15 protein-coding genes and 1 pseudogene are annotated in these 21,435 nt (G+C 38.2%); 15 read left to right on the top strand and 1 reads right to left on the bottom strand.

Going from position 1 to position 21,435, the window contains the following annotated elements:
- The 11 genes and pseudogenes from SAE01_RS21600 to SAE01_RS21550 all read left to right on the top strand — a co-directional run.
- Positions 1–328, top strand: a 328-nt coding sequence (locus SAE01_RS21600) for a plasmid mobilization protein (RefSeq protein ID WP_147205896.1), incomplete at its 5' end; no start/stop codon positions are given.
- Complete coding sequence (locus SAE01_RS21595; protein WP_147205895.1) at positions 325–1,254, top strand: relaxase/mobilization nuclease domain-containing protein; 930 nt, start codon at positions 325–327, stop codon at positions 1,252–1,254. The genes SAE01_RS21600 and SAE01_RS21595, both read left to right, overlap by 4 nt.
- 13 nt (positions 1,255–1,267) lie before the next feature.
- On the top strand, positions 1,268–1,786 hold the full coding sequence (locus SAE01_RS21590; RefSeq protein ID WP_147205894.1) for a hypothetical protein: 519 nt from the start codon (positions 1,268–1,270) through the stop codon (positions 1,784–1,786).
- A gap of 805 nt (positions 1,787–2,591) precedes the next feature.
- Positions 2,592–5,171, top strand: coding sequence for a glycosyltransferase (locus tag SAE01_RS21585; RefSeq protein ID WP_246113299.1), 2,580 nt, complete (start codon positions 2,592–2,594; stop codon positions 5,169–5,171).
- Positions 5,172–5,274: 103 nt separating this feature from the next.
- Positions 5,275–6,465 carry a glycosyltransferase gene (locus tag SAE01_RS21580; protein ID WP_147205892.1) on the top strand — a complete coding sequence of 397 codons (1,191 nt, stop codon included), beginning with the start codon at positions 5,275–5,277 and terminating at the stop codon, positions 6,463–6,465.
- Positions 6,466–6,469: 4 nt separating this feature from the next.
- On the top strand, positions 6,470–7,075 hold the full coding sequence (locus SAE01_RS21575; RefSeq protein WP_147205891.1) for an acyltransferase: 606 nt from the start codon (positions 6,470–6,472) through the stop codon (positions 7,073–7,075).
- Positions 7,076–7,520: 445 nt separating this feature from the next.
- Positions 7,521–7,670: pseudogene (locus SAE01_RS25225) on the top strand (acyltransferase); the annotation flags it as partial.
- 177 nt (positions 7,671–7,847) lie between these two features.
- On the top strand, positions 7,848–9,563 hold the full coding sequence (locus SAE01_RS21565; protein ID WP_170234234.1) for an ABC transporter ATP-binding protein: 1,716 nt from the start codon (positions 7,848–7,850) through the stop codon (positions 9,561–9,563).
- 41 nt (positions 9,564–9,604) lie between these two features.
- The gene (locus tag SAE01_RS21560) at positions 9,605–10,831 is read left to right on the top strand and encodes a glycosyltransferase family 4 protein (protein WP_147205889.1); all 1,227 of its coding nucleotides are present in this window, start codon (positions 9,605–9,607) and stop codon (positions 10,829–10,831) included.
- Positions 10,824–12,461, top strand: coding sequence for a GNAT family N-acetyltransferase (locus tag SAE01_RS21555; RefSeq protein WP_147205888.1), 1,638 nt, complete (start codon positions 10,824–10,826; stop codon positions 12,459–12,461). Before SAE01_RS21560 ends, SAE01_RS21555 begins: the two co-directional genes overlap by 8 nt.
- Entirely contained in the window at positions 12,458–13,384 is a 927-nt protein-coding gene (locus tag SAE01_RS21550; RefSeq protein WP_147205887.1) for a polysaccharide pyruvyl transferase family protein, read from the top strand. The genes SAE01_RS21555 and SAE01_RS21550 overlap by 4 nt, the downstream gene beginning before the upstream one ends.
- 1,152 nt (positions 13,385–14,536) lie before the next feature.
- Here SAE01_RS21550 and SAE01_RS21545 read toward each other — a convergent pair.
- On the bottom strand, positions 14,537–14,722 hold the full coding sequence (locus SAE01_RS21545; protein ID WP_147205886.1) for a hypothetical protein: 186 nt from the start codon (positions 14,720–14,722) through the stop codon (positions 14,537–14,539).
- Positions 14,723–14,912: 190 nt separating this feature from the next.
- Here SAE01_RS21545 and SAE01_RS21540 point away from each other — a divergent pair, with 190 nt between their 5' ends.
- The 4 genes from SAE01_RS21540 (at position 14,913) to SAE01_RS21525 (ending at position 21,192) form a co-directional block, all read left to right on the top strand.
- The gene (locus SAE01_RS21540; RefSeq protein WP_147205885.1) at positions 14,913–16,973 is read left to right on the top strand and encodes a tetratricopeptide repeat-containing sensor histidine kinase; all 2,061 of its coding nucleotides are present in this window, start codon (positions 14,913–14,915) and stop codon (positions 16,971–16,973) included.
- On the top strand, positions 16,951–17,700 hold the full coding sequence (locus SAE01_RS21535) for a LytR/AlgR family response regulator transcription factor (RefSeq protein ID WP_147205884.1): 750 nt from the start codon (positions 16,951–16,953) through the stop codon (positions 17,698–17,700). Before SAE01_RS21540 ends, SAE01_RS21535 begins: the two co-directional genes overlap by 23 nt.
- 534 nt (positions 17,701–18,234) lie before the next feature.
- On the top strand, positions 18,235–18,738 hold the full coding sequence (locus SAE01_RS21530) for a T9SS type A sorting domain-containing protein (protein ID WP_147205883.1): 504 nt from the start codon (positions 18,235–18,237) through the stop codon (positions 18,736–18,738).
- 48 nt (positions 18,739–18,786) lie between these two features.
- Entirely contained in the window at positions 18,787–21,192 is a 2,406-nt protein-coding gene (locus tag SAE01_RS21525; protein ID WP_147205882.1) for a hypothetical protein, read from the top strand.
- The last annotated feature ends 243 nt before the right edge of the window (positions 21,193–21,435 follow it).

Below are 21,435 nucleotides of genomic sequence, written 5' to 3'. Positions count from 1 at the left end.
CGTGAAGCGAAGCGAACAACTTGCTGTAATGTGTACACTAGTTGAACGCGATGTGATTGAGCATAAAGCAAAGACGGCTAATGCAAGTGTATCAGAATTTTTAAGAACACTTGGTTTAAAAGGACAGGTTGACACACGAAAAAAAGTACTTCCAAAGGAAGTGTTGCAAGGCATTGCAAGTCTAAATCATATAGCTGCAAACGTAAACCAGATAGCAAAAAAACGAAACAGTTTTGATGAATTAAATGCGATGGAAAGAGCAGAATTGCAGTGGCTGGTTGGACAAATAAAACAGTTTGTAAACAACTTCAAAAACTATTTTGAATGATTGGAAAAATAACAATCGGAAAGTTTTTTAGAGGATGCATTGCATACTGCCTCCATGACAAAATTCAACAGAAAGATCAGCAGGTAATGAAGGACAGAGCAGAGATCCTAATGTTCAACAAATGCTTCGGAAACGAGAAGGAATTAGTACAGCAATTTAATGAAGTAAGGCAGTTAAATATGAAATTGTCCAAACCCGTTTTGCATGTTACTCTAAGCTTTGCTGCTGGAGAAAATTTAAGCAAGGATAAGCTGATGGAGATGAGTGAACATTGCGCCAAAGACCTGGGCTTTGAAAACAATCAATACATAGCCATTGCTCATCGTGATACCAACCACCAGCATCTGCATATTGTAGCCAACAGAATTGGCTTTGATCAACGGACTGTAAGCGACAGTAACAACTACCAGAAGATGGCTAAGTACTGCCGGAAAATGGAATTGAGATATGAGCTAAAACAAGTGCTTAGTCCTAGGAAGTATTTATCAAAAGAGCAAAGAAGTATTTCCCGTTTTGACCAGCGAAAGGAACTGCTAAGAAGCAATATTCAGCAGGCATTAAAGGAGTGTAAGGACCTACACCAATTTGAAGCCGCAATGAATAAAAGAGGATATAAAATTATAAAGGGTAGAGGGATAAGTTTTACGGATGAAAAGAAAGTTACTGTGAAAGGCAGTGAACTGAATTACTCCCTGGCAACGATTGAAAAAATACTTGCCAGGCAGCAAGTATTACGAGCGCAAGGACAAAGTAATCTACCGGCCCAACCCTTCGTTCAGCAGCCTGCAAGTTCAAATGATTCAATCTTTAAAAGCAATGAAGAAGGCACCATGGATGTGCTTATGAAGCCACAACCCAACAACGAAGAAATAGACAAACATTTTAAACAAAAGCGAAAGAAAAAAAGGCAATCTCATCGCTTGTAAATCAACCGACACTATGGAAGCTGAAATCATACAAACAGTACTAACTGAAGTAATGGAAGACCTTCAGGAATTAAAGCAACAAAATGCAAAGTTGGTAGCAGTTGTGTCTGATCTGAATAATAAAGTAGATGATTTTGAATTGAAGCTAAGCAACATAAAAGTAAGTGCTCCCGTAACTGACCCAGAACCGATGACTAGAGCAGTAAACGAAGGCGTACTCAGGCTGGCGAGTATTATTGAGAAACAACCAAAAAGCATAACAAGGCAACATAGAATACTACTCTTTCCTGAAGATGGCGCAAGAGAGTACTATCACCTTGTGTTTGGTCGACTTCTTTTCTGGATGATGATTTTTCTAATAGCTACTTACCTTTTTTCTTTAGGTAAACAGTTTATAGACCGCAATGCTGTGCTAAGGTATAAGGAGCTTGAGAGTACACCCTATAGAAAGGCCTGGAATTATCTTTACAACAATAGCAAAAAGACAGTTAAGCTAAAGATGGATAGTGTATGGAAGAACCTGCTCCAATAATATTGAGCGTTAGATTGACTAAACTTACAAAGATGTAATCTTACGTATCTTATTAGCACTTACTGCCTCCATCGGACTTTGAGCCACCATTCAAAGAACCCCACCCCCCATAACTCCTCCGCCACTACTTCGCTAATATTAAAATCTATAAGACGTTCAAAGTACAGGTACTGTTCCTTACTGTTTATAGAGAGTCTATGCATTCAGTCCGAAAAATTGTTTCAACTCCTTACCCTTGAAAAATATCTGAAACTAAACCATAAGCAGTTTCAGTAGTATAATGAATAGCTCATCCATCTTAAGTCATTCTACGATAGTTTTTATTTGCTGGTTTCCAGATTTCAAACATTAATTATATAGTATAAAAAGCTTGAAGATTATGATTTTTCAAATAGTAGTAATATTTTGTTGACTGCATAGTTGAGGGAATTACTAAAATTTATGTTCAAATTAAAAATTCCTTAAATAAGAATGGAGTTACGGATTGAACAATATACATAGTTGGTTAAAAACTACATCTGTATACGGTTGCTGCGTTAGAAATATATTGCCCTGTTCGTTTATGGTTAATTAGAATAAGATTAAAAACCGTTCAACAGGAAATCTTATATTGATCTTTTTTATACTATTGCATTCCATTTAAAGCTTCTTCTGGTACCTCTATCGGTACTAGTTTCCAATGTCCAAGGCTCATTTATGCGAAGAACCTATGAAAGCTTCTGAAAATTAAATTCGACTATCTCTCGCTGCTTATTGCTCCATAGCTTTTGCTGGAGACGTAATTATTTACCTAATGCATATGATTATGGAAAGTAAGAGTTTTATCTATAGAACAGAAACAAAAAGAATGCATGTAAAGGGAAAGTTCCTCTACGCCAAAAATCGAAAGTTCTACATAAAAGGTGTTACTTATGGCACTTTTAAACCAGATGATAACGACGTTCAGTTTCCCGATGCTGAAACTGTAGAGAAAGATTTTTCTTTGATGGCTTGTGAAGGAATGAATGCTGTTAGAACATACACAGTTCCTCCAAAATATCTTCTTGATACTGCAGAAAGACATCAACTAAAGGTGATGGTAGGTCTTCCGTGGGAGCAACACATTACTTTCCTTGATACAAAAGAAAGAAAAAAGGACATCGTTAAAAGGGTAAAGGAAGGTGTTGTGTTTTGCGAGAATCATCCTGCTATTTTATGCTATACTATAGGTAATGAAATTCCTGCACCAATTGTAAGATGGTACGGAAAAGCTAAGATTGAAGCATTTTTAAAGTCTTTATATAAAGCGGTAAAAGAAGTTGATCCGCAAGGGTTAGTTACCTACGTCAACTATCCAACCACGGAATATCTGGATTTGTCTTTCCTTGATTTTGATTGTTTTAATGTTTACCTCGAAACGCCAGAAAAGCTAAGTAAATACATTTCACGCCTTCATAATCTTTCCGGCGATCGTCCGCTCGTTCTTGCTGAGATTGGATTAGACAGTATGCGTAACGGGCATGAAAAACAAGCCGAAGTATTAAAGTGGCAAATCGAAACTGTGTTTGGTAAAGGTTGTGCAGGTATGTTTGTTTTTGCATGGACCGACGAATGGTGGCGCGGAGGATTCGAAATTGAGGACTGGGACTTTGGATTAGTTGACAGGGAAAGAAGACCCAAGCCGGCATTGTCTGCAGTTGTTAAGGCTATGGCTAAGGTTCCGTTTGCAGGCATTCAAAACTTTCCTTTTATCTCGGTAATAGTATGTAGTTATAACGGTTCTGCCACTATTCGTGATACAATGGAGGGACTGGTAAAATTGAAGTATCCTAAGTTTGAGGTAATAGTGGTAAATGACGGTTCAAAAGATAATTTAGCTCAAATAGTAAGCGAATACCCGGTTAAGTTAATCAATACATCCAATCGTGGATTAAGCAGTGCCCGTAATACAGGCATGTATAATGCAAAAGGCGAAATACTAGCTTATATTGATGATGATGCTTATCCTGACGACCACTGGTTACATTACCTCGCTTATGCTTACAACAACAGTACACATGCTGCAATGGGAGGACCTAATATTATTCCGAGTGAAGATGGACCCATTGCAACCTGTGTAGCTAATGCCCCCGGTGGACCTGTTCATGTGTTAGAAACTGATGAGATTGCTGAACATATTCCTGGTTGTAATTTGTCCGTTAGGAAAGACGTACTAATGAAAATTGGTGGGTTTGATCCAATGTATCGTGCTGCCGGTGATGATGTGGATGTCTGCTGGAGAATTCAGGAAGCAGGATATACCATCGGGTTTCATCCATCAGCATTAGTATGGCATCATCGTCGTAATTCGCTGAAAGCATACTGGAAACAACAACAAGGTTATGGTAAAGCGGAAGCTTTATTAGAGTCAAAATGGCCTGAAAAATATAATGGGTTTGGACATCTGACTTGGGCTGGGCGTATTTATGGTAATGGTTTTACATTACCAATAAATGTAAAAAAAGGCAAAGTGTTTCACGGCACCTGGGGAAGTGCGTTATTTCAATCCGTATATCAACCAGCAGAAGGATTTCTTAACTGTATTCCCTTAATGCCTGAGTGGTATTTATTATCTACATTGTTTGGAGTTATGGCATGTCTCGGCTCTTTGTGGACTCCTTTGCTAGCTCTATGGCCCGTATTTATTGCATCTATTGCAGTAATAATTATCCAGGGAATAATAAGCGCTGTAAAGAATACGTCGCTATCTAAAGGGCAGGAGCATAACTGGAAATACTTTTTATTAATTGTGCTACTCCATATTGTTCAGCCGGTTGCAAGGTTACGGGGAAGAATAAAAAATGGTCTAACACCATGGCGTATAAGAGGCGCAAAAGCAAGTTTTAAAAATCTAACCCTTTTTAAATCAAAGACTTTAACCCATTGGAACGAAGTCAGCTGGAAATCAAATGAAACATGGCTTGAAGAAATCGAGCAAAATATAATAGGCTTAAAAGCACGAGTGAAGCGCGGTGGAGATTTTGACAAGTGGGATATTAAAACACGCAATGGCTTATTTTCCACAGCTAAAGGAGTGCTTACAGTTGAAGAACATGGGGCGAATAAGCAGTATGTAAAGTTTAGATATTGGTCTAAATATTCTTTAGGCGGATTGTTTTTAATAGGAGTACTTACTGCCATAACCACTTTTGCCTTGATTGACCATAGTTGGATTGCTGGAGCTATTCTTTGTTTCCTTACAGCAGCTATATTTTTAAAATACATTCTTGACTCAGCATCTGTTGTTAATTGTATTGTTACCGGCTTCACTAATTTGGCTAAGCTTGATGAGAAAGAAAGTAAGTTGAATATTGTACATAGCGAAAAAGTGAGGGAAGAGAAAGAGCAGTATGTAGGTTTATTTTAGGAGCAATTAGAAGATGAAATGCAGGAATTGAAACCAACGTACGAATAATAATATTTCAGGTCCGCAAATTACCTTAAGAAAAGAGCACTCCTTTTATCATATAATGGAAAAATTAAGAATTATAGTTGGGGGTTACATAGGGTTATATCCTACAGGAGGAGCTACGTGGGATTATATTCAATATCCACTAGGTTTAAAGCTTTTGGGTCATGATGTCTATTATATTGAAGATACAATGCAATACCCTGTTTTTCAAAAGAATGGCAGTTCCTGGGATGATGCGTCCAGATGTGTTAGTTATTTGAAAGAAATGATGGAGAGTTTTGGTTTAGAGGATAGATGGGCGTATCGTGATATTGCTTCCGGCTTGTCATTCGGTTTGTCTGAACAACGAATTCTGGAAATATGTGAAACAGCAAATGTGTTTATTAATATTTCCTGTTCAACCTATTTAAGAGACGAATATTTGAAAATACCCCATCGTATATTAATAGATTCTGATCCAATGTTTACTCAAATACAATATGCAATTGAGATAAAAAATGATTCTGAGTCTAGAAATTGGAGCACGAAAAAAATGATTGAGAATCACAATTATTTGTTTTCGTTTGGGGAAAATATTGGGGCGGAAGATTGTGAAATTCCAACTTTCAATTATAAATGGCATGCAACAAGGCAACCTATTTGCCTGGACCTGTGGAAAAACAACTCAAGAGTTTCCGGGAAAAAGTTTACGAGTATAATGAATTGGAGCGGCAGAAAAAAACTGGAATACAACAATGAAGAATGGGGCCAAAAAGATGTTGAGTTTGAGAAATTTAAACAAGTGCCAGCGCTGCTGCCTGGGGTTGAATTTGAAGTTGTAGTTAATAAACCCTTGAATAAAGAAAGTAATTATTGTGGGATAGAATTAGAAGGACTTGGCTGGAAAATACTTGAACCGTCGACTACGGTCGGTAACACCAAAGATTACAAAGCTTTCATATTGAAATCGATTGGTGAATTTTCTGTGGCAAAAGAAACTTATGTAAAGTCCAACAGTGGATGGTTCTCTTGTCGATCTGCCTGCTATTTAGCTGCAGGTAAACCCGTTATTACCGAGGAAACAGGTTGGTCTAAATATATCCCTTCAGGCAATGGTGTAATTGCCTTTGATAACATTTCTTCAGCCATTGAAGCACTGAAGGAGATAAATTCTAATCTCCCGTATCATTCTAAACAAGCAGAGCAAATTGCCCGTGCATATTTTAGCAGTGATGTGGTTTTGCTAAGAATGCTGGAACAACTGAATTAAGATTATGAAAACGAACGCAAAAATTTTTCATTTGCTTGTACCGGGAAAGAAGATCGATGGAGATTGGTGCAGCTTCGCTATACCAGCAAACATTGAAATAGGTACCAATACCGTCATTGATTCATCGTCATGCTTCAAAAAGTTCTTTTCTCAGCTTGCAGTTGGATTAAAAGTAGGTAGCAATGTCACACTTCAAAGTCCTGCACTTGCTCCCGAAAAGAATGGGTATATAGAAATAGGGGATTATAGTTTTATTTCAAGTGCAACCTTAGCTGCTACTTCAAAGATTATTATAGGTAGATATTGTCATATAGCAGGGGGAGTTACAATTGTAGATACTGACTTTCATCCACTTGATCCCGCAGATCGGCTAATAGATACTATAACCATTTCTACGGTGGGGAATAAATCACGCAGGCCATTTTTCGAATCTGCTGCTGTTATAATTGAGGATGATGTATGGATTGGTTTTAACGCTACGATACTAAAAGGGGTGACTATAGGAAAGGGTTCTATAATTGAACCAGGTGCCGTAGTCTCTAAAAATGTTCCTAAGGGTTCAATTGTTTCTGGTAATCCGGCAATTATTAAATCTTTAGAATATGCATAAACAACTTGCACAAGAGATCGTTGAAAATGAGGCGGGGCAGTTGTTTATTGAGGGTGACTGGCATCCTAATCCCCTTCCGACGAATATAGAGCTGGAAGAAATGGCTTATCCTGATACGTCGTACTCATTCACTACTTTTTATTCAAAGAAACCTGTAGGATTTAAGTTGGGATATGCGAGTGGAAATTACGGACATGGGATTTTTACAACAGGGGAAAATGGGGAAATAAATATTGGAAAGTTTGTTGTTCTTCAATGCACTCGAATCATTAGTAACCTCTCCGTAATTATCAAAGATCATTGTATGTTTTCGTGGGGATCAGTTATAACTGATAGTTGGCTAGGTCTGGAAACAAAATCACCAGCGGCTAGAAAAGCTATGCTAAAACAAGCTGCACATTCTTATAATCGACATCTTGAGTTTATTGATCCCCAACCTGTAACAATTGAAGAGAATGTATGGGTTGGATTTGAAGCAATCATTTTACCAGGGGTTACAATAGGTAAAGGTGCTGTCATTGGTTGCAAGGCGGTAGTATCTCAGGATGTTTCTCCGTATGCAGTTGTAGTAGGTAATCCTGCACGAGTAATAAAATACCTCGACCCTACTGATACAGAACAGGAAAAGGAAGCTGCATTAAGGCTTTTTATTAATTAAGTAAAAGGCGAGTCATATAAAAAAAATCATAGAAGGGAGTAAGCGATTATGAAGTATTCAATGTTTCAATTAGTCAAAAGAATTTTTGTGCATGCAAGACCTTATTGGTTGCCTATGATAGTATTATTTGTACTTACATTATTAGCTACACCTATTGTCTTATTGAAACCGCTGGGGATGAAAATTGTAATAGATAGCGGCTTTGGCTCTGAACCACTACCTGGTTTCATTACCATGTTTTTTTCCCAATCGTTTTCCTTCAATTTTCAATCAACAATTGTAATTGCAGTTGCCTTTATTATTCTTATAGCAATTTTAGAAAATATTAATGGGTATGTTTCATGGCTGCTCTCTACTTATACAGGCGAAAAGTTGGTAATGAATTTTAGGATACTTCTTTTCAATCACATTCAGCGGCTTTCTATTGCTTATCATGACAAAAAGGGATCATCAGATTCTTTGTATCGTATCCAGTGGGACACTATGTGTATACGCTCTTTATTGTTAGGTCAACTTTCACCGCTTGTATCATCATTTATCACATTATTTTCGATGATTGTAGTGATGTTCATAATAAATTGGTCTTTTGCCATAATTGCAATATGTGTTATACCTCCACTTTATGCACTTACGGTTTTACGTTCAAAGAGGCTAAGACAAGATTGGTATAAAGTAAAAGATGCTGAAAGTAACGTGATGTCTGTTATTCATGAGGTTTTGGGTTCTCTAAGAGTTGTGAAAGCCTTTGGGCAAGAGGAAAATGAAAGCGAACGATTTCTGAAACGTTCTAATAAAGCAGTAGAAGGCCAAATGCAAATGGCACGTTTAGGAGCAACCTTTCAGTTTATGGTCAGTATGGTATTTACCATCGGTTCTGTTTTGATTATCTATTTCGGTGCACAGTACGTTCATGCCAAAGAAATGACACTAGGTGAGTTGACTTTAGTCCTAGCTTATATCGGTCAGGTGTTTGGACCACTGCAAACAATTAGTAAAAATATTGCGGAAATACAATCCTCTCTTGTTAGCGTGGACCGGGTTTTTTCAGTATTGGATGAAGAAAAAGAAGTCGATGATAATCCACATGCAATTCATTTGGATCGGGCAAAAGGTGCTTTTCAGTTTAAAGATGTTTCTTTCTGCTATGATGTCGAGAGACCTATTTTAAAGGAAGTTTCCTTCGAGGTAAGGCCCGGGGACAGAGTCGGTATTATGGGTTCGACAGGAGCAGGTAAATCAACTCTTGTAAGCCTATTGAACAGGTTTTATGATCCTTCTACAGGCGTGGTAATGGTTGATGAGGTTGACATTAAGAAATACAAGTTAAAGGATTACCGGTCCCAATTTAGTATAGTGCTCCAGGAGCCTGTGCTTTTTTCGACTACAATAAGTGAAAACATCAGGTATGGAAAACCTGGTGCAACTGAAAAGGAAATCATTGAAGCAGCCAAAGCAGCAAATGCTCATGATTTTATTATAAGAAGCAAAGATGGCTATAATACAATGGTTGGGGAGAGGGGTCTGCAATTATCAGGTGGTGAACGCCAGCGGATATCCATCGCCCGGGCTTTTATCAAGAATGCTCCTATACTTATTTTGGATGAACCAACAAGTTCGTTGGATGTTAAAACTGAAGCGCAGATAATGGAAGCAATGGAACGGTTGATGGAGGGACGAACAACTTTCATGATTACTCATAGGCTTGATACTCTCAGCTCGTGCAATTTTATTCTACATCTTGAAGAAGGGAAACTAGTAGAGGTAGTACGAGATCATGATATTAACTACATAGCGCACAAAAAAGCCTCTTTTTTAAATCCCGCGGTCTAGCGCAGAAAGGCGCAGAGTAAATACAATTTCGTTAAGTTTTGATGGAAAGAAGAAAACTGAAAATAGCATTGGTGTCGCAGGAGTATCCTCCTGAAACTGCACGTGGCGGTATAGGTTCTCAGACCTATATGAAGGCAAAAGGCCTCTCTGCTTTAGGCCACCAAGTGTTTGTTATTTCCAGGAGTGATACGGACAGATACGAAAAGATCGACGGAGATATATGTGTGATACGAATCCCGGGAATGGAGGATTACATGTACGAGATGACAGATATTGTTGAATGGATCACCCATAGTGTGGTAGTTGCTGCAGAAATAGATGCATTGAACAAACGGGTAGGTTTGGATATTATTGATTTTCCTGAATGGGCTGCCGAGGGATACGTTTACTTGCTTAACAGGACTAAATGGTATGATGTACCATCTGTGATACAATTGCATGGTCCTTTAGCTATGTTTGGTTACGCAATGGGGTGGCCCGAAATAACTACTGATTTTTTTCGCACAGGTACACAAATGGAAGCTACTTGTGTTCGGTTAGCTGATGCAGTCTATTCATCAAGCGCTTGTTCTACAGAATGGATTAACAAGTATTATGATCCGCAGAAATCAGATATTCCAACAATCCATTTGGGAGTAAATACAGAAACCTTCAAGCCGCAACCAGTAGCAAAAAATGAACGGCTCACCATAATTTTTACCGGTAAGATTGTTAAGAATAAGGGAGTGGAAGAGTTGGTTGAAGCTGCAGCTAATCTTGTGGAAGATTTTCCGGGCATACAACTACGGTTAGTTGGGCGAGGACAAGAAAAATATATTGCTCACTTGAAAGGAATAGCTAGTGGACTGGGAGCATCTGAGTTATTAGACTTGCCAGGTTTTGTGGATAAAGAGTCTCTCGCGTTAGAACTATCAAAAGCACATATATTTTGCGCTCCCTCATATTACGAAGGCGGACCTGGTTTTGTGTATTTAGAAGCAATGGCTTGTGGGCTCCCAGTTATAGGCTGTAGTGGAAGCGGTGTTGATGAAATAATCAATTCGGGTGAGAATGGTCTGCTCGTTCCACCAAAGGATACCAAGAAATTAGAAGAGGCATTAAGAAAGCTTTTAATAGACGGGGAATTACTAAATAGGATGGCCGTTAATGCCCGTGAATATATATTGAGGGAGGCGGACAGCCGTATCTGTTTAAGCAGGCTTGAAGAATATTACTATTCAGTCATCGATACAAAATCTGTTCAACCATTGGCTTTACAAAATGGCTAAACGAAATGTCACATATCGCGTCTTGAATTCGTTTGATGAAAGGGAGCTTTCAGCAGAGGTGTGGAATAAGGTACTTGCGAAAGGTACAAGTGATGTAATCTTCATGACATGGCAATGGCAGAGGGTTTGGTGGAAAGTTTTTGGACGGGGAAATTTATCTATAATCGTAGCTGAACAGGAGAATGAAACCTTCGCAATAGCGCCATTATTTTCCGAGTATGGGATGCTATATTTCGTAGGCTCAGGTGGTTCAGATTATCTTGACTTTATTGGCGATATTGACGAAGACGTGCTGGGCGAAATGCTGCGACTGGCTTCAAACGAGGTTGAGGATTTTGCTGGTTTCCAGTTTTATCATATACCCAAGGAGTCGAAAACAAATTCCTTATTGGTTAAGGCTGCACAACAGCAAAGGTGGAAAATATATGATGAGGGAGGTTGGGTTTGCCCAAGATTGGAGTTAAGTACATATCCGGAAGAAGCTTTAGCAGCCACCAGGAAGAAGAGTCTACTTCGTCATGAATCGTATTTTAAAAGAAATGGGGAGTTCACGATTAAGCATCTTCAAGAGTCTGAAGAGATTAAAGCACACTTGGACGATTTTTTTGAGCAGCATATTAACAGGTGGGCCACTACAAGGTTTCCAAGTTTATTTCTTGATGTGAAACAAAAAGAGTTCTTTAATAAACTGGCAGAAATTGCTGATGCAACAGGTTGGATGCGTTTCACCGCAATTATTTCTAACAATGCACCCGTAGCCTATCATTTTGGTTTTAACTATAAGGGAAACTTTTTTTGGTACAAGCCATCCTTTGATATACAACATGCAAAACATTCGCCGGGTGAAGTATTGCTTCGCCAACTTTTATTGCAGGCATTAGAAGAAGGTGCCCACACATTTGATTTTGGTTTAGGAGAGGAGGTATTTAAAGATCGCTTCGCAACCAGCAAGAAAGTTGTGAAGAATTGGGGATTGTACAAAGAAGTGGCAAGGAAAGTTCTTGTAATAAGTCCACATCCTGATGATGAATCCATTGGTTGCGGTGGAACAATAAGAAAGCATATTGTTGAAGGCGATACAGTAGAGGTTATATTTCTTACTTCAGGAGAACATGGAGGTCTAGGCAAAACGATGGCTGACAACACAGTTATCCTAAGAGAAGAGGAGTCAAAGAAAGCCGCCTCTATTCTGGAACTTACTACGCTTAATTTCTGGCGTGAGCCAGATGGCAGGTTTGAAGTGAACAATGATAACCTTCAGAAACTAGTTGATAAGATCTTAGAGTTGGAGCCATCAATAATATATGTACCTCATGAAAATGAAGAACATCCCGATCATAAAGCGGCAGCACAATTAGTTAAGGAGGTGCTTAACCTATTGCCATCTTCTCTACAGCATAAACCCAATGTTTTAATGTACGAAGTTTGGACGCCAATTCAGAAGTTTCAACATGTAGTAGATATAACGCCTTATGTTGAGGTAAAGCGAAATGCAATTGCTGCATACGACAGCCAGTGTTCGATGGTAAAATTTCATGAGGCTATCATCGGTTTAAATAGGTATAGAGGAGAGATGCATAGTTGGCCAGGTGGCGATTATGCAGAAATATTTAAAGAATTAGAAGTATGATTTATCATGTTTACGCGAATCGATCAAACATAGGGGACTGGCTGTCTGCAAAAGGAATCCAAAAACTTTTACATCGTCTGCCTCTTCAGGAATGTCTTTGTGATGCGCCCTTTGTCGAGGAAACGATGAAAATATTGTCAAAAGCAACACAACACGATTTGATAGTTATTGGAGGCGGTGGACTTATCATGGATTATTTTGTTCCTTTTTGGAAGGCATTTAAGTCTATCGCTGACCGAGTTCCATTTGTTATTTGGGGAATTGGCTGCTGTGATTTAAAGAGAGAAGGAACCTTACCCCCTGTTGCTTTAATAGAAGAAATTGTACAAAAAAGTAAATTGTGCATAGTTAGAGATGAACTAAGTAGAAGCTTTCTTAGCAATTGTAATTTGCCCGATCCTATACCTTGCCCAAGCATCAATTATATTGAACTTCTTCCACAGCATGGCAACGGAATTTTACATGTTGCAAATTATACTACCGCAGGTGAAATAGCTTATAATACTATGAGAGAAATAAGTCAGAATTTCGCGGAGAGCACAGGTGGTTTGTATAGGGAAACGAATAATCGAATTGAAAGAGATAGTGAAAAGGAGATGGAGCATGTGCTATTGCGGTATAAGAAATCAGAGCTGGTGGTAAGTTCGGCGCTGCATGGTTGTATAATCGGTGTTGCCATGGGATTAAAAGTGATCGCTGTTTCTGGTGATCGCAAAGTTGATGCTTTTATGGAAGCAGTCGGGCTGAAAGATTGGGTATTAGATGTGGGTCAAATAGAAAAGATTTCTGAATATCTAACTAGAATAAGCTTTCAAATTAGTCCGAAGCAGAGGATTGTAGGTATCAAAGAAAAAAATCGCGGTATAGCATATAACATTAGGTCGCTTTTACTAGAAGCTCCCATCGAAAAGCAGTTTCAATAATTAAATAAACTATAAAGATAATTGATCCTAATATAAACATTGATAAACTCAACTACAGGAAATAGAACTTTATCGATACTAGTTTAGATAAAGAATATAAAAGTTAAATGACAAGTAGTCCACTAGTGCTCGTTGCTCCACTTCTACGAATGCCACTAGGTGAAATATTTTTACAGAAGGATTGTATAAAAATGTCATAGTGTTTCACGTCGATTTAAAAAGTTTTGAAACTTACTATCCGTTTTGTGGCAGACTAAATTATCTGAAAGCTTAAGCACTAATAGATTATGAGGCCAAGGAGTAGCGAGAGGTTTTTCCTGATGTAATGATTCATCTTGTGTACTTGCTGATCATTATTATTCAAGTGTTGCCGAGGAATTAAAATTACACAAATTCTTATTGACATTATAGGCTCTAATGGTTGGGAGAAGAAGAGGCATTCAAGTTCCGTTACAATTCACCAAAGCCTTTTGGAGATCAAATAAGACTTCCTGACGCTCAATTTCACTAAACTTGAGCAATAATTGTTTCAGAAACTATTTGAAAAAAAGGGTGATACCAATTATGTGACATTACTAACAGAAAGTCTATAAGAAATTGAAATAAAATGTTGTACGACTCTAAAAATTATCTTGTCATCATCTTATTAGAAGCTTGCTTTTGCTTTCGCTAGGTAATTACAGCAAGTCATGCCGGGAATGTTGTATGTATATGTCATAGGTTTATTTTTTTACGACACAACGCTACCGTTGCGTTAAACTTTTACTGTTACATAATTAAGGATAAGAGTTGTATAATTTTAGCTTAGAACATCTTTTACAAGCTTTATAGTTTTAAACTAATTCGTCCCTTTTTAGTGAAAGTGAAAATTTCTTATTTTCTGGCTATCTGTCTTTGAAAAAAAAGTCTCTTTCCTCCACTTGTCGAATATGCATCTGTATACAAACTATCTGTTCTAGCAAAGCCGCCTTCTATGTTGATTTTATCAAACACTATTTTCATTTTTTGAATGGTGCTTTTGACTTTGTAAGAAATTAGTATTACTGCTTTTACTAATTTAGCTTTGTTAATAAGCTTATGCTGTGCATGATGCGGGTTATTCTAACTAGCGTTCATTGTTTTCTATTACAACATATTTATCATCTACACAGTTCAAACAGCTTTGCCTATAGAGTCATTGTTAAACGTTCTACCCTTTTTTAAACCTTGTAGCTCTAAAATAGAGACATATAGTATTGGCAGAGGGGCAGCTGTTTCGTCATCCTGCGCTTGCTTAAACACGAAGATTTCTTTATATACTTTCCGTTTTCTACATTCCTTCAAAGTTTCACTTATCATCTTTGTGTTGTTGTGCCCCTGCATTGCGGTGACACAAGTGCTATACCCAACATATTATTCAGAGAAAGAATTGCTTATAAGCTTTCAAAATGCAAAAACGACGGCTGAACAAGTTGATGCAGCGGGGGTTCTTGCGTTACATTATAAATCAAAGTTTCAGGATAGCTTATCAAACGTATACTTACATCTTTTGTCTAGCATTGCCAGCGCGGGACGCGAGGAGCCTTTAGTAGAAGCTTTGTATTGGAATGCACAAGTTTGTGCCTGCGGTGCAAATGATGAAACTGAACACGCTATATCAAAAGCGAAGAGTCTTTTAAATTTTGCTACAAAACAGCACTTATACTCCCAAGCCATTACTGCCAACTTATTGTTGGCGGATATAAACATTTATAAAGGTTTGAAATTTTCAGAGAAGTTTGCCTTGGAGGCTAATCAGTTACTGCATCATTGGAATATAGACTCAACCAAAAAGGATTCTCTAAAGTTGGAGGTGTATTACAGGTTGGCGCATGTATATATTCATAAGAAAGAAGGTGAAAAGGCTGCGCAAATTATACTCGAACAACAAAACTATGCGCAACAGAACGAAAATGAAGCATTAAAAATACAGGCTGTTAATAATTTGGCGCAACTGTATTGGGAGTGGCCGGGGCAGGAAGAAAATGCAAGGCAATGGACAAAGAGCTTATACGATTACTATAAAAAGACAGGGCAAAATAATCGTCTTTTTATTGCCGCTTATATTTTAGCAGACGTTCATCTAATGATGAAGGATACTATAGGTTCTATAAAGTATGTGAATGAGGCGGAGCGATTGCAGGAAGACTTACAGGTATATACCTCGTATATGTATTGGTTAGCATTGAAGAAACATGCATTGGGTTTACTTACTGATAATGGCTTTATACAGTTGTTGGATAGTCATTTCAACAACCGTCTTTTTTTACCGGTTGCCTTAGTTGACCTTCATAAAGCTGCCATCAACATGAAGGCTGGTCACCTCAACATAGCCGGGTATTATATTTCCAGTGCAAAAAAAAACGGGATGGATTCTCTTGGTAGCTGCTTTGGTTTTTTCGACTACCTCAAGGCGGAGTATTACTTACAAAGAAAAAATTATGGAAACGCTATCATAGCTTTTGAGGAATTAAAAAGCAAGGCGGAAGTACAGGGCGATCGCGATAAGTTTTTGCAGGCGCTGATGGGTTTAAGCAAGGCTTACGAGGGTAGGGGGGATTATAAGACTGCCAATCGGTTTTTCGGCCGCTATTACGAAATTAGGGATAGTTTGAATAAGCTTAACTCTAATGCAAAAGTTGCTTTTCTGGAAGTGCAAAATCAAAAATTGCAAATACAAAACGAAAGAAAGTTAAACGGCCAATTGTTACATAGGCATCGCTTGTATAGTATTATAATAATCCTAACTCTGCTTTCAATTGGTGGATATATCCTTTACTCGCATCGATTACGTCAACTACAATTACAGAATCAATTAGCAGGTGAGAAGACTTCGAAAATATTAGCGGAGACCGGGTACCGGCATAAATTAAATGAGCTCATATTTTCAACGCTTCGTTCGCAAATGAATCCACATTTTATTTTCAATGCTTTAAATACTATCCAAAATTTTGTTTATTTCAATGATAAAAAAAGTGCAAGTGGATATTTGGGTAAATTCAGTCAACTAATCCGAAAAATATTAGATAGCAGTAATAAAGAAACTATCACGTTGGAAGAAGAGATTGAAATTCTTAAGCTATACACCGAAATTGAGAAGGCCAGGTTTGGTGACAGCTTCAATGTAATAATAGATATCGATCCAAGGCTTGATCAGGAGTATATACTTATACCTCCTATGCTAATACAACCATACGTCGAAAACTCTATAAAACATGGTGTTTTTCATCTTCAGGGAGTCAAGACGTTGATGCTAACGATTAAAGAGGCAGAAGAGAAGGATATAATTGAGGTGATTATAGATGATAACGGTATTGGAAGAGATAGAAGTAGAGAAATTAATAAAAACAGGATTGCTCATCAATCGTTTGCAACAGTGGCAAATGAAAAAAGAATAGAGCTAATCAACCAAACGGCCGATAAAAAAACAAGGCTTAAAATAATTGATAAGCTAAATATCGACGGTTCCTCTGCGGGAACTACAGTTATTATACATATACCCATGGTATTTTGCAGTTTGGCCCCAACGCCCTTGAAAACGGACTATTATGTTAAAAACAATTATAATTGAAGATGAACCCGCTGCAGCAAATCTTTTAGAAGAAATGCTGAAAGAAATAGAGCCAGAAGTTGCAGTGTTAGATAAGTGTCCCGATCTTCCCTTAGGAGTAAAAAGTATAAGAAGGCATTCGCCTGATCTCGTATTCCTCGATATTGAGCTTCCTGTCTATAGCGGTATTCAATTGCTTGATTTTTTTAACCCTGAGGAAATTAATTTTCAAGTCATCTTTACAACAGCTTATAACGATTATGCAATGAAGGCTTTTGAAATGAGTGCTGTTGATTACTTGTTAAAGCCTTTGCAGGAAGAGAAGTTAGCAGCTGCAATCAAGAGAGCTTATGTGAAGCAAGTACCGCCTAGTTTCGAACTTTTACCTGCTTTAAAGCAAAATCTTCAAACAAATAATTTTAAAAAAATTGTGGTGCCTGTTGCCACTGGCTTTGATATTCTCAACATTACCACCATCTGTTATTTTAAGGCGGAAGGCAGCTATACAAATATTTTTTTTGCAGACAATACAAGCCTCCTGGTTAGTAAGAACCTGAAACATTTCGAATTCATTCTCTCGGGGATAAATCACTTCGTAAGAATCCATCGCAGTTATATCGCTAATATAAATTACGCCAGAAAAATTTTGCGAAAAGAGGGAGGGATATTACTTCTTGAAAATAAGGCAGAGTTGCCTGTTGCTGAAGATAAAATGGAACGGATCATTGAGGTATTACAAACTTTATAATTTCCCTCACACGTGGCAGCGTTTGCCTAATCTGCATCCTCTCTCATAAATATTTTATAAGCCCTGGGGTTTTTTGCGTTGCATGTTAAATGGCGTACAATAACTGCTGCTAAGATCTTAAAAAAGACTACAGTAATAATTCTTTCCGTACTCACTCACAACTTTAGTTTCAAACAATTAGCAGCCAAAATTCCCGTAAAGCCAGAAGCGGGTTTTGAGAGATGAAAGAGGTGTTTGGTGAGATTGAACCAAAACAGAGGATTGGGTAAGTTATGTTTGAATAAGAAACGAAGAAAGTGTTGTGAACTTTCTGGATAGTAGCAAAAATTTTCTCTTTCGTTACCTCTCTACTTTTTTAATTAAACGCGTGCTAGCATGAAAGCAATCTCTACAAGCAACTTTTTAAGCACAATTATTAACAAGAAAAGCGAGAGACCAATTCACTATCTATAATTCATTTTTCACATTATTACTTGCTTACTGTGCGAGATTAAAAGCATTATTAAATATTTCCATCATTACAACAATAAGCGTATGAAACTTCATCTCTACTTAATTACCATTGCCGCTGCTACTTCAACAAATTCTTTTGCTCAGAAAGAGAACCACTCTGTTATTGCTGCGGCAGGAGAGGTATCAAAATCTTCGGACCTAATTTTAGAATGGACGCTTGGGGAGCCTGCAGTTGAAAGTGTTTCTACATCCTCATCGCTTTACACTCAAGGCTTTCATCAACCACTACTCGAGGTAAAGCGCACTAACGTTGCGGACAACACTACACCTAAAAATGTTTTTCGGATTTTTCCAAATCCGGCAACTTCTATTCTAAACATTCAAATTAATAAGCCCGTAGATGAGCGGCTATTAGTTACCCTGGTAGATGTTACTGGTAAAGTGCTATTAAATAGCACTTTACCCCAAGATGCTATTGCTTCTAAATTAGACGTTAGCCGCTATCCTCATGGAACTTATGTTCTTCGCATAACTAACGCAGCCGGTAGTATACATAGCGAGTTTAAAGTAATCAAAGCCAAATAGAGTACTGGCAATTAATTAAATCTCCTTCACCTATAATAATTTTTTAAAATGAAAAAAGTATCCGTCCTCCTTGTGCTTGTTATTTTATTCGGTGCAGGTACCTACGCACAGAGTGTACCTCAAGGTATGAAATACCAGGCAGTAGCAAGAAACCTCGCTGGAGGCGTAATTGCGAGCCAAGAAATCTCATTAAAGATCAGCCTGCTTTCAAAAGGCAGTAATCCCTCTGTTTATTATACTGAGGTACATACTGTTACTACTAATCAACTCGGTTTGTTTAACCTTGTAGTTGGTGGAGGTAAAGTTGAAAAAGGTTCTTTTCAAACTATCCCATGGAGCACGGACGATGTTTGGCTGCAGGTGGCTTTGAAAGATAAAGGTAAGGCCGATTTTGCTCCAATTAGCAGCAGCCAACTGTTTGCTGTGCCCTATGCATTTCATGCAGCTACTGCTTCGGAACTTGTTTCCAAAGGAAAAAGCGAACAAAATTATGTTTCTGCTGCAGGAGCAGCTTCACCGACATCTGTACAAGCAGGGGTACCGTCAGCAAACTGGTCGTTAAAAGGAAATAGTAAGAGTGATGCAACAGTTGATAAACTAGGCACGACAGATTATGAAGACCTAATATTCGTTACTAACAATCTCGAACGATTACGCATAACAAAGGAAGGGGATATTAGTATAGCAAATAGTTTAAAAGTTGGTGTTAATGTAGAAGTAGGTAATGATCTTATTGTGAAAAAGAACGTTTTTTTGAATACGATAAGTGGCAGTACTACTAACAATGGCACTTTTACAGTTGCCAATGCAAAATCGACTTCCTTAACCGGTACGCTCACCACTGATGGTGCCACTGTTCTGAAGAACACATTATCAGTAGATGGTGCTGCTGCACTAAAAAATACGTTAGCAGTTGATGGCGCAACGTCCCTTAAAAGTACACTTACCACCGACGGCGCAACTTCCTTTAAAAGTACACTTACTACCGATGGCGCAACGTCCTTAAAAAGCACCTTAACTACCGACGGTGCCACTGCTTTAAAGAGTACCCTTATCGTTACAGGCGCTACTACCTTAAACAACACACTTAATGCAAATGGCCAGGTAACAGTTAATGCAGACCTTGCGAATAGTCAGGATGATTACAACAGTTACCCGCTGAGAGTTCAAGGTAACGAACAGGGCCTTGCAATAAAGCTCAATGCTTCAGCTCCTGACAGGGGGAACAACTTTATTACGTTTTATAATAGTGGTGGAGCTGCGCTAGGCAGGGTAGAAGGGTTTAGTGGGATTGCTGGTGGGTTAAGAAGCGCCGTTATTGGCATTATCGGAGATCCGGGTCCGGATGACGTCTCGACAGATAAGAACCAAGCGGTTTCGGGCAATATTCCTGGGTCTGCAGCAGATTACTTTGGTACCAACTATGCCTTTGGCGCTTACTCATTAACATTAACCCTGGTAGATGATATTGTCAGACTTATAGTAAATGCTGCTGCTTGCGCAGCTGGTCTTGGCATCGCGGGAGATTGTGATGATGTGGCATGGAGTGTTGTTGATCTTGTTGTTGGTGGTTTACAGCTTGGCGGATACATAGCATATAATGAAGCTGGAGGTGCCAGTGTTGCTTACGAGTCCGGAGGCGCCGATTATGCAGAATGGCTGCACAAGTTTGATACAACTGAAACTTTTTCTTATGGAGATGTTGTTGGTGTAAAAGGTGGTTTAATTTCAAAAAGTTTTAAAGATGCGGAAAAATTTATGGTTATATCTCACCTTCCGGCCATGGTCGGAGGTATGCCGAATCCTGACAAGCTAAATGAATATGAGAAAGTTGCTTTCCTGGGACAAATTCCTGTAAAAGTAGTTGGGCACGTAAAAAAGGGTGATTATATACTTCCTTCGGGCAATGATGATGGTATGGCCCTCGCCGTTGCTCCAGCACAGATGAAAACACGGGATTATCAGCGTATTATTGGTATTTCATGGGCTGAAGCAGATAGTAACAAAGTCTTCAACTATATCAATACAGCAGTTGGCATCAATTCAAATGATATGGCCAACACAATCCAGGATATGCAGGTAGTGATAAACAATATGCAAACTGCTTTGACCAAGTTAAAACCCGATTTCAAGCCGAATTACTTTGATACACGAGGCAATACCGTATTTAATCAGAAAGGTTATTCAAAGTCGCCTACGCTAAAGGAAACAGTTACTAATAATATTATTCATGGTAATCATCAGGATTTAAAGGAGACGCTCAAAGAGGCAAAAAAGTATGCTGAAGCTCAGGGTTTCGATCTGAAACAATATCCCTACTTGTCCCAAATGTTTGATAACCCTACCCCGGAAACAATGCAAAAAGCATATGATCATTATTCAAAAGTTCTGGTAAAAGCAAAGAATCAATTAGAAGAAATGAAAAAGGTGAAACAAACAAATACAAAGAGCTAACAAATACGACTATAGTGAAGTGGCCGTCTCAAAACTAAATCTGAGACGGCCTTATTTTTTTTAAATGCCCCAGGAACTATTTGCCTGGTACATTATTGGAATTGTCTAGTGACTTTTGTCAATAATGCAAAGCCGGCCGATTTAACATTGGCTGGCTTTTTTTATTCTTTCCATTTCAAAAAATTAGTTGATCGTGAGATAGGGCCTGTAATGACTTAATTTGAAACCTACAAACAAACTATT

The organism is Segetibacter aerophilus, from assembly GCF_007991655.1.
In the GTDB taxonomy this organism is placed as follows: domain Bacteria; phylum Bacteroidota; class Bacteroidia; order Chitinophagales; family Chitinophagaceae; genus Segetibacter; species Segetibacter aerophilus.
The sequence above is the reverse complement of the archived record's forward strand: the minus strand, read 5'-3'. Positions and strand labels throughout refer to the sequence as shown.

What these genes read in the sequence shown, in the direction of transcription:
- SAE01_RS21580 (WP_147205892.1), top strand. Translation starts at nt 5,275, where the DNA reads ATGGAAAAATTAAGAATTATAGTTGGGGGTTACATAGGGTTATATCCT.
- SAE01_RS21525 (WP_147205882.1), top strand. Translation starts at nt 18,787, where the DNA reads ATGAAAAAAGTATCCGTCCTCCTTGTGCTTGTTATTTTATTCGGTGCA.
- SAE01_RS21555 (WP_147205888.1), top strand. Translation starts at nt 10,824, where the DNA reads ATGGCTAAACGAAATGTCACATATCGCGTCTTGAATTCGTTTGATGAA.
- SAE01_RS21550 (WP_147205887.1), top strand. Translation starts at nt 12,458, where the DNA reads ATGATTTATCATGTTTACGCGAATCGATCAAACATAGGGGACTGGCTG.
- SAE01_RS21565 (WP_170234234.1), top strand. Translation starts at nt 7,848, where the DNA reads ATGATAGTATTATTTGTACTTACATTATTAGCTACACCTATTGTCTTA.
- SAE01_RS21530 (WP_147205883.1), top strand. Translation starts at nt 18,235, where the DNA reads ATGAAACTTCATCTCTACTTAATTACCATTGCCGCTGCTACTTCAACA.
- SAE01_RS21595 (WP_147205895.1), top strand. Translation starts at nt 325, where the DNA reads ATGATTGGAAAAATAACAATCGGAAAGTTTTTTAGAGGATGCATTGCA.
- SAE01_RS21560 (WP_147205889.1), top strand. Translation starts at nt 9,605, where the DNA reads ATGGAAAGAAGAAAACTGAAAATAGCATTGGTGTCGCAGGAGTATCCT.
- SAE01_RS21590 (WP_147205894.1), top strand. Translation starts at nt 1,268, where the DNA reads ATGGAAGCTGAAATCATACAAACAGTACTAACTGAAGTAATGGAAGAC.
- SAE01_RS21585 (WP_246113299.1), top strand. Translation starts at nt 2,592, where the DNA reads ATGGAAAGTAAGAGTTTTATCTATAGAACAGAAACAAAAAGAATGCAT.
- SAE01_RS21575 (WP_147205891.1), top strand. Translation starts at nt 6,470, where the DNA reads ATGAAAACGAACGCAAAAATTTTTCATTTGCTTGTACCGGGAAAGAAG.
- SAE01_RS21535 (WP_147205884.1), top strand. Translation starts at nt 16,951, where the DNA reads ATGTTAAAAACAATTATAATTGAAGATGAACCCGCTGCAGCAAATCTT.
- SAE01_RS21545 (WP_147205886.1), bottom strand. Translation starts at nt 14,722, where the DNA reads ATGATAAGTGAAACTTTGAAGGAATGTAGAAAACGGAAAGTATATAAA.